The sequence below is a fragment of the uncultured Thiodictyon sp. genome (assembly GCA_903837595.1).
Lineage (GTDB): Bacteria > Pseudomonadota > Gammaproteobacteria > Chromatiales > Chromatiaceae > Thiodictyon.
This window is the reverse complement of the sequence record CAILVI010000201.1, coordinates 1-6066: the sequence shown is the minus strand read 5'-3', so window position 1 is coordinate 6066 and position 6066 is coordinate 1. Positions and strand designations below refer to the sequence as shown.

The following is a 6066-nucleotide window of genomic DNA, read 5'->3' as shown; positions in this document are numbered from 1 at the left end:
GACCGGCAAGAAGATATTGCCTATTTCAGCTCCCGTGACAACTTAGCGGGCTCGTCCAACCACCAGGAGAAGTCGTGGCTCTCACTGCTCGCACGACTCATCCTTCTCGTTATATGAGATTTCTTGAAGACTATCCTGTCTATGTATTGACTGATATCTGGACCGACACCCTTGGTCAAAACCAATTCGGCGGGCCAAAAACCTACGTGGTTCAAACAGCACTCACTGCCGTGGAACGCTGCATGCTGATGGCCACCGACCCCGGCGACCTGGTCCTCGACCCCACCTGCGGCTCCGGCACCACCGCCTATGTCGCCGAGCAATGGGGCCGCCGCTGGATCACCATCGACACCTCCCGTGTCGCGCTACCCCTATTACCTGCTCGCCGATTCGCGCGAAGGCCAGATGAAGGAGGCGCAGCTTAGCCAAACCGCCCCCTCCTCCCAGCCGACCCGCGGCGACATCCGCCACGGCTTCGTCTACGAGCGCGTGCCGCACATCACGCTCAAGTCAATCGCCAACAACACCGAGATCGACCTGATCTGGGACAAGTGGCAGGTCATCCTGGAACCGCTGCGCGAACAGCTCAATGAACAGCTCAATGAACTCCTCGTAGGATGGGTTGAGCGCAGCGAAACCCATCGTTCCTCCGCCGCCGGCACAGATGGGTTTCGCTCTCGCTCAACCCATCCTACAAAGGCATTCACACCCTTCGCCGAGTGGCAAATCCCCCGCGAGGCAGACCCCGACTGGCCCGCTGCCGCCAAGCAATTGCATGGCGGTTGGTGGGACGCCCGCATCGCCCGCCAGAGAGAAATCGACGCCTCGATCGCCGCCAAGGCCGAGTCCGAGTACCTCTACGACAAACCCTACACCGACAACAAGAAGGTCCGCGTCGCCGGCCCCTTCACCGTCGAGAGCCTGTCCCCTCACCGCGTGCTGGGTGTGGATGAAAACGACGAACTGATCGACCCCAACGAGAAACAGGTGGCCGATCCGGAGGCTGGCTACAGCGAGCGGCTGAGCTTCCCCCAGATGATCCTGGAAAACCTCAAGGTGGCCGGCGTGCAGCAGGCCCACAAGGAGGACCGGATCACTTTCACCTCACTCAGGCCCTGGCCCGGCGACCTGATCTGCGCCGAAGGGCGCTATATCGTCACCCACGACGGCGAAGACCCATCCGCCCAATCCTCCGACACGTCGATTCTAACCAATGAAAATCGCGCAGCGATTTTCATCGGCCCGGAGTTCGGCACCGTCACCCGCCCCGACCTGGTCACCGCCGCCCGCGAGGCCGGTGATGCCGATTTCGACTGCCTTATCGCCTGCGCCTTCAACTACGAGGCCCACGCCACCGAGTTCAGCAAGCTCGGCCGCATCCCGGTACTCAAGGCGCGGATGAACGCCGACCTACACATGGCCGAGGACCTGAAGAACACGGGTAAGGGCAACCTGTTCGTGATCTTCGGCGAGCCGGACATCGCGATCCTGCCCGCCCCTGACGGCCAGGTACGGATTAAGATCAACGGTGTGGATGTCTTCCACCCCAGCACCGGCGAGGTCCGCAGCGACGGCCCCGAGGGCATCGCCTGCTGGTTCATCGACACCGACTACAACGAGGAGAGCTTCTTCGTCCGGCACGCCTACTTCCTGGGTGCCGCTGACCCCTACAAGGCGTTGAAGACCACCCTCAAAGCGGAGATCAACGAGGAGGCTTGGGCCACGCTGAACAGCGACACCTCCCGCCCCTTCGCCAAGCCCATATCCGGCCGCATCGCAGTCAAGGTCATCAACCACCTGGGGGACGAGGTGATGAAGGTATTCAGGGTGAATTGATGGATTTGCGCATCGCCGACACCTTCACCGACAGCCTGGCCCGGCTGACGGGCGACGAACAAAAGGCCGTCAAGACCACTGCGTTCGACTTGCAGCTTAACCCGGCCAACCCCGGCTTGGGCTTTCACAAGCTCGACCACGCACGGGACAAGAACTTCTGGTCGGTGCGCGCCAGCGGCGACATTCGCCTGATCGTGCACAGGTCCTCCCAGAGTCTGTTGCTTTGCTACGTGGATCACCACGATCGAGCCTACAGTTGGGCCGAGCGGCGCCGGCTTGAAACCCATCCGCAGACCGGTGCCGCGCAGTTGGTGGAGATTCGCAGCCGTGTCGAAGAGATCGCGGTGCCGCGATACGTGGAAGTCGCACCACCGGCACCGGTCAAACCGCCGCTGTTCGCTCAACGGCCCGATGCAGAGTTATTGAGTTACGGCATCCCGCACGAATGGCTCGCTGACGTGCGATTGGCCAACGAGGATAGCCTGCTGGAGTTGGCCGCCCATCTCCCTGCCGAGGCAGCAGAAGCGCTGCTCCAACTGGCCACCGGCGGTCAGCCGACCACACCCCGGCCGCTGGTCGCCCCCGGCATCGACCCCTTTGCCCACCCCGACGCCCAGCGGCGTTTCCGCCTCATGGGCGATCTCCAGGAGCTTGAGCGTGCCTTGGAGTACCCCTGGGACAAGTGGACGGTCTTTCTCCACCCGGCCCAACGCCAGTGGGTGGAGCGCGACTTCGCGGGGCCGGCGCGGGTCTGCGGGTCGGCCGGTACGGGGAAGACGATCGTTGCGCTGCATCGCGCGGTGTTTCTCGCCCGCCAACACCCGGACAGCCGCATCCTGCTGACCACCTTCTCCGAGACGCTGGCGAACGCGCTGCGGACCAAGCTCCGGCGCCTGATCAGCAACGAGCCGCGCCTCGCCGAACGCCTGGATGTCCAAGCCTTGGATGCCATCGGCGAGCGGCTCTATGAACGGCACCTGGGCACCCCACGGATTGCCACGCACGACCTGACGACCCGTCTGATCGCTGAGGCGAGTGAGGCCGCGGCGAGCCACAAATTTAACCTGGGCTTTCTGCGCACTGAGTGGGAAGAACTGGTTGACGCCTGGCAATTGGATCGCTGGGAGTCCTATCGAGACGTCAAGCGGCTGGGTCGCAAAACCCGTTTGCCGGAGGCGCAGCGTGCCGCGCTATGGACGATCTTCGAGTCCGTACGTGCGGGTCTGAGGGACTCCGGGCTGATCACGCGCGCGGCGCTATTCAGCCAGCTCGCGAGCGACCTGGCAAACCGTCGACAGCGTCCGTTCGACTTCGTGGTCGTCGATGAAGCGCAGGATATCAGCGTGCCGCAGTTGCGATTCCTTGCCGCCTTGGGCGCCGACCGTCCGAGCGGGCTCTTCTTCGCAGGCGATCTGGGGCAGCGCATCTTTCAGCCGCCCTTCTCGTGGCGCTCGCTTGGCGTCGACATCCGGGGACGCGCCCGCACACTGCATATCAACTACCGTACCTCACACCAAATCAGAACCCAAGCAGATCGGTTGCTGGGGCGAGCGGTGTCCGATGTCGATGGGAATGCCGAAGAGCGGCGCGGCACGGTTTCTGCGTTCAATGGACCTGCACCCCGGGTGACCACCTTCGACAGTCCGAAAGAGGAGATTGGAGCCGTTGCCGCCTGGATCACCGAATGTGTCCAAGAGGGCGTCGCCCCACACGAGATCGGCGTCTTCGTGCGATCCGCGGCGGAACTCGACCGCGCCCGCAAGGCCGTCATCGGTTCGGGGCTCCCGCTCAAGATGCTGGACGAGCATGTGGAAACCAGCCACGGGCACCTCTGCGTCGGCACCATGCACCTGGCCAAGGGCCTGGAGTTTCGGGCGGTAGCGGTCATGGCGTGTGATGACGAGATCATCCCCTTGCAGGCGCGCATCGAGACCGTGACCGACGACAGCGATCTGGAAGAGGTCTATAACACGGAGCGCCACTTGCTGTACGTCGCCTGCACGCGGGCGCGGGATCACTTGCTGGTCAGCGGTGTCAGCCCGGCGTCGGAGTTCCTTGACGACCTGAGGACCCCATGCCATAGCGCCACATGAACGCCGGGTCAGGGCGGTGAAGGTGCCACCGTTCGGGAGCTACCCTAGGCCCAGCCAAACTCGTTGGGGATCAGGCGGGGTGCAAGTCCGGCCTCATGGCCTCCAGGACCGCCGCGGGATTGCGTTCGATCACGTTGAGGAGGACTAGCGCGGCCCCGTGGGGGGTGCGGTCGCCGCGCTCCCAGTGGCGCAGGGTCGCCACGGAGAACCCGAAGCGACCGGCGAACTGGTCTTGTGTCAATCCCATCCGGCCGCGCAGCTCGGCCACGTCAACCGCCCGCGGCCGGTGTTCCACGACGCCACTCGGGCCGCCCCTGGCATGGACCGCGGCTTCCTCCAATCCTCGCTTGATGCTTGCAAACGCGCTCATCGTCTTACCTCGCAAGCCAGACCGACACCAATGTATCGACCAGTCCGGCCAGTTCGTTACGTTCGGCATGGGTCAGGTTCGCCTGTTCGTTCTTGGCGAACAGGGTCAACAGGTAGAGGGGCATCGCCTCAGAGTGGAAGTAGTAGATCACCCGAACCCCGCCACTCTTGCCGCGGCCTTGGCGCCCCCAGCGCAGTTTTCTAACCCCGCCCGTTCCTTCCAACAGGACCCCGGCCCCGGGGTGCACCGCCAGAAATGACACCAGGTCGCGCCGCTCGTCCGCGGTCAGGAGCCTTTCGGCCCGGCGAATGTACTCGGGAACCTCTGCGACGGTTAGCATAGGCTAAGTCTAATCCAGCGGATTACTTGACGCCAGGCGCGGCGGGTCAAGCGGTGCCCGCCTTGGTCCTGGGTCACTCCGCGACGGCTGCAACCGGCCGGGTGTACCAGTCCGCCCAGGCGTCCATCATCGCGCGCCGCTTGGCGAGCAGGTCCCCGCGCCGGTAAGCCACCTCGGCCTTGTCCTTGATGACATGGGCCAAGGCCATCTCGCAGACGTCTCGCGGAAAGCTCGAGACTTCGCCGGACCAGTCGCGAAAGGCCGACCGGAACCCGTGGGGCACGTAGTCGCCGCGCTCCCCGCTCCCCCCGTAGCCCATGTCGCGCATCTGCATCAGCATGGCCATGCCGGATATAGGGCGCCCGTAGCGCGCACCCGGGAACAGGTACGGATTACCGGCCACCCGCGGGAGGGTCGCCAGGACGGCCAGTGCCGCGCCCGACAACGGCACCCGATGTTCCCGCCTGGCCTTCATCCGTTCGGCCGGGACGGCCCACACGGCCGCCTCCATGTCCAGCTCTGCCCAAATCCAAATGGGCTGCAATATTGTAGGCAAGGCGAAGATGCGGGAAGGCGCCTTACGGCCAGCCGCCGTGTCGCGACACGGGGGCTGGCGGGCAAGCTTGGTCCTTGCAGGGACCCCCAGCCCCCGTTATAAAGGCACATGCACCATGTGATCTAAGGATAGTGCCGATTTGACACCCGAATCCACCCGCAACCCGCGGCGATCCCACGACCTCAGCCAAGACCCGTCGGCGCAGCCGCTCGACTTCCTGGGCGCCCCGGAGGCAGTCCGCGTCCTGGTGGAAGGAGAGCGGTTGTCCTACGGCCATCTGTTCAACCCCGCCTTCGCGACCGAGATCGCCGCGATCGACCCCCTACCCCACCAGCGCATCGCGGTCTATGACCGGATGCTGCCCCAGGCACGGCTGCGCTTCCTGCTGGCGGACGACGCCGGTGCCGGCAAGACCATCATGACCGGGCTCTATGTGCGCGAGGCGCTCAGCCGCCGGACAATGCGGCGCGTGCTGATCGTCGCCCCCGCGGGCCTGGTCGGCAACTGGCAGCGGGAGTTGCGCAAACTCTTCCAGCTGTCCTTTACCATCGTCACCGGGGCCGATGCCCGGGGGTCCAATCCCTTTCTCGGTGCGGACAGCGATCGGCTGATCGTCAGCATCGACAGCCTGCGCGCCCCGCGCCTCTTCGGCTGCCTGCGCGACCCGGCCATGGTCCCCTACGACCTGGTCGTCTTCGACGAGGCCCACAAGCTCAGTGCCCGCCGCGACCCGGACGGCAGCCTCGCCTTCACCGACCGCTACCGCCTGGCGGAGGCCCTGGCCGGGGTGCGCGACCTACCGCCGGACTGGCGCCTGCCCTGGAGCGCTGCGCACCTGCTGCTGCTCACCGCCACCCCGCACATGGGCAAG

General features: G+C 65.0%; 7 protein-coding genes. 4 read left to right on the top strand and 3 right to left on the bottom strand.

Translation table 11 applies throughout. From position 1 onward, the window contains the following. Positions 1-74: 74 nt before the first annotated feature. Genes QZY44_RS10980 through QZY44_RS10970 form a run of 3 tightly spaced genes read left to right on the top strand, consistent with a single transcriptional unit; the run spans position 75 to position 3929 of the window. Positions 75-425, top strand: coding sequence for a DNA methyltransferase (locus QZY44_RS10980; RefSeq protein WP_295446112.1), 351 nt, complete (start codon positions 75-77; stop codon positions 423-425). Then, the gene (locus QZY44_RS10975) at positions 358-1836 is read left to right on the top strand and encodes a modification methylase (RefSeq protein ID WP_295446110.1); all 1479 of its coding nucleotides are present in this window, start codon (positions 358-360) and stop codon (positions 1834-1836) included. The genes QZY44_RS10980 and QZY44_RS10975 overlap by 68 nt, the downstream gene beginning before the upstream one ends. After that, positions 1836-3929 carry a UvrD-helicase domain-containing protein gene (locus QZY44_RS10970; protein WP_295446108.1) on the top strand — a complete coding sequence of 698 codons (2094 nt, stop codon included), beginning with the start codon at positions 1836-1838 and terminating at the stop codon, positions 3927-3929. The genes QZY44_RS10975 and QZY44_RS10970 overlap by 1 nt, the downstream gene beginning before the upstream one ends. Positions 3930-3999: 70 nt before the next feature. Here the strand turns inward: QZY44_RS10970 and QZY44_RS10965 are convergent, their stop codons facing one another. The 3 genes from QZY44_RS10965 to QZY44_RS10955 form a co-directional block, all read right to left on the bottom strand. After that, positions 4000-4299, bottom strand: coding sequence for a helix-turn-helix domain-containing protein (locus QZY44_RS10965; RefSeq protein WP_295446106.1), 300 nt, complete (start codon positions 4297-4299; stop codon positions 4000-4002). Between the two features lie 4 nt (positions 4300-4303). Continuing rightward, positions 4304-4639, bottom strand: coding sequence for a type II toxin-antitoxin system RelE/ParE family toxin (locus QZY44_RS10960; RefSeq protein ID WP_295446104.1), 336 nt, complete (start codon positions 4637-4639; stop codon positions 4304-4306). Between the two features lie 73 nt (positions 4640-4712). After that, entirely contained in the window at positions 4713-5195 is a 483-nt protein-coding gene (locus tag QZY44_RS10955; RefSeq protein WP_295446102.1) for a site-specific integrase, read from the bottom strand. A gap of 139 nt (positions 5196-5334) precedes the next feature. Here QZY44_RS10955 and QZY44_RS10950 point away from each other — a divergent pair. Then, positions 5335-6066, top strand: a 732-nt coding sequence (locus QZY44_RS10950; protein ID WP_295446100.1) for an SNF2-related protein, incomplete at its 3' end; no start/stop codon positions are given.

Bases quoted from the DNA above. Each gene is read 5' to 3' on its own strand.
- QZY44_RS10965 (WP_295446106.1), bottom strand. From the start codon at position 4,299: ATGAGCGCGTTTGCAAGCATCAAGCGAGGATTGGAGGAAGCCGCGGTC.
- QZY44_RS10960 (WP_295446104.1), bottom strand. From the start codon at position 4,639: ATGCTAACCGTCGCAGAGGTTCCCGAGTACATTCGCCGGGCCGAAAGG.
- QZY44_RS10970 (WP_295446108.1), top strand. From the start codon at position 1,836: ATGGATTTGCGCATCGCCGACACCTTCACCGACAGCCTGGCCCGGCTG.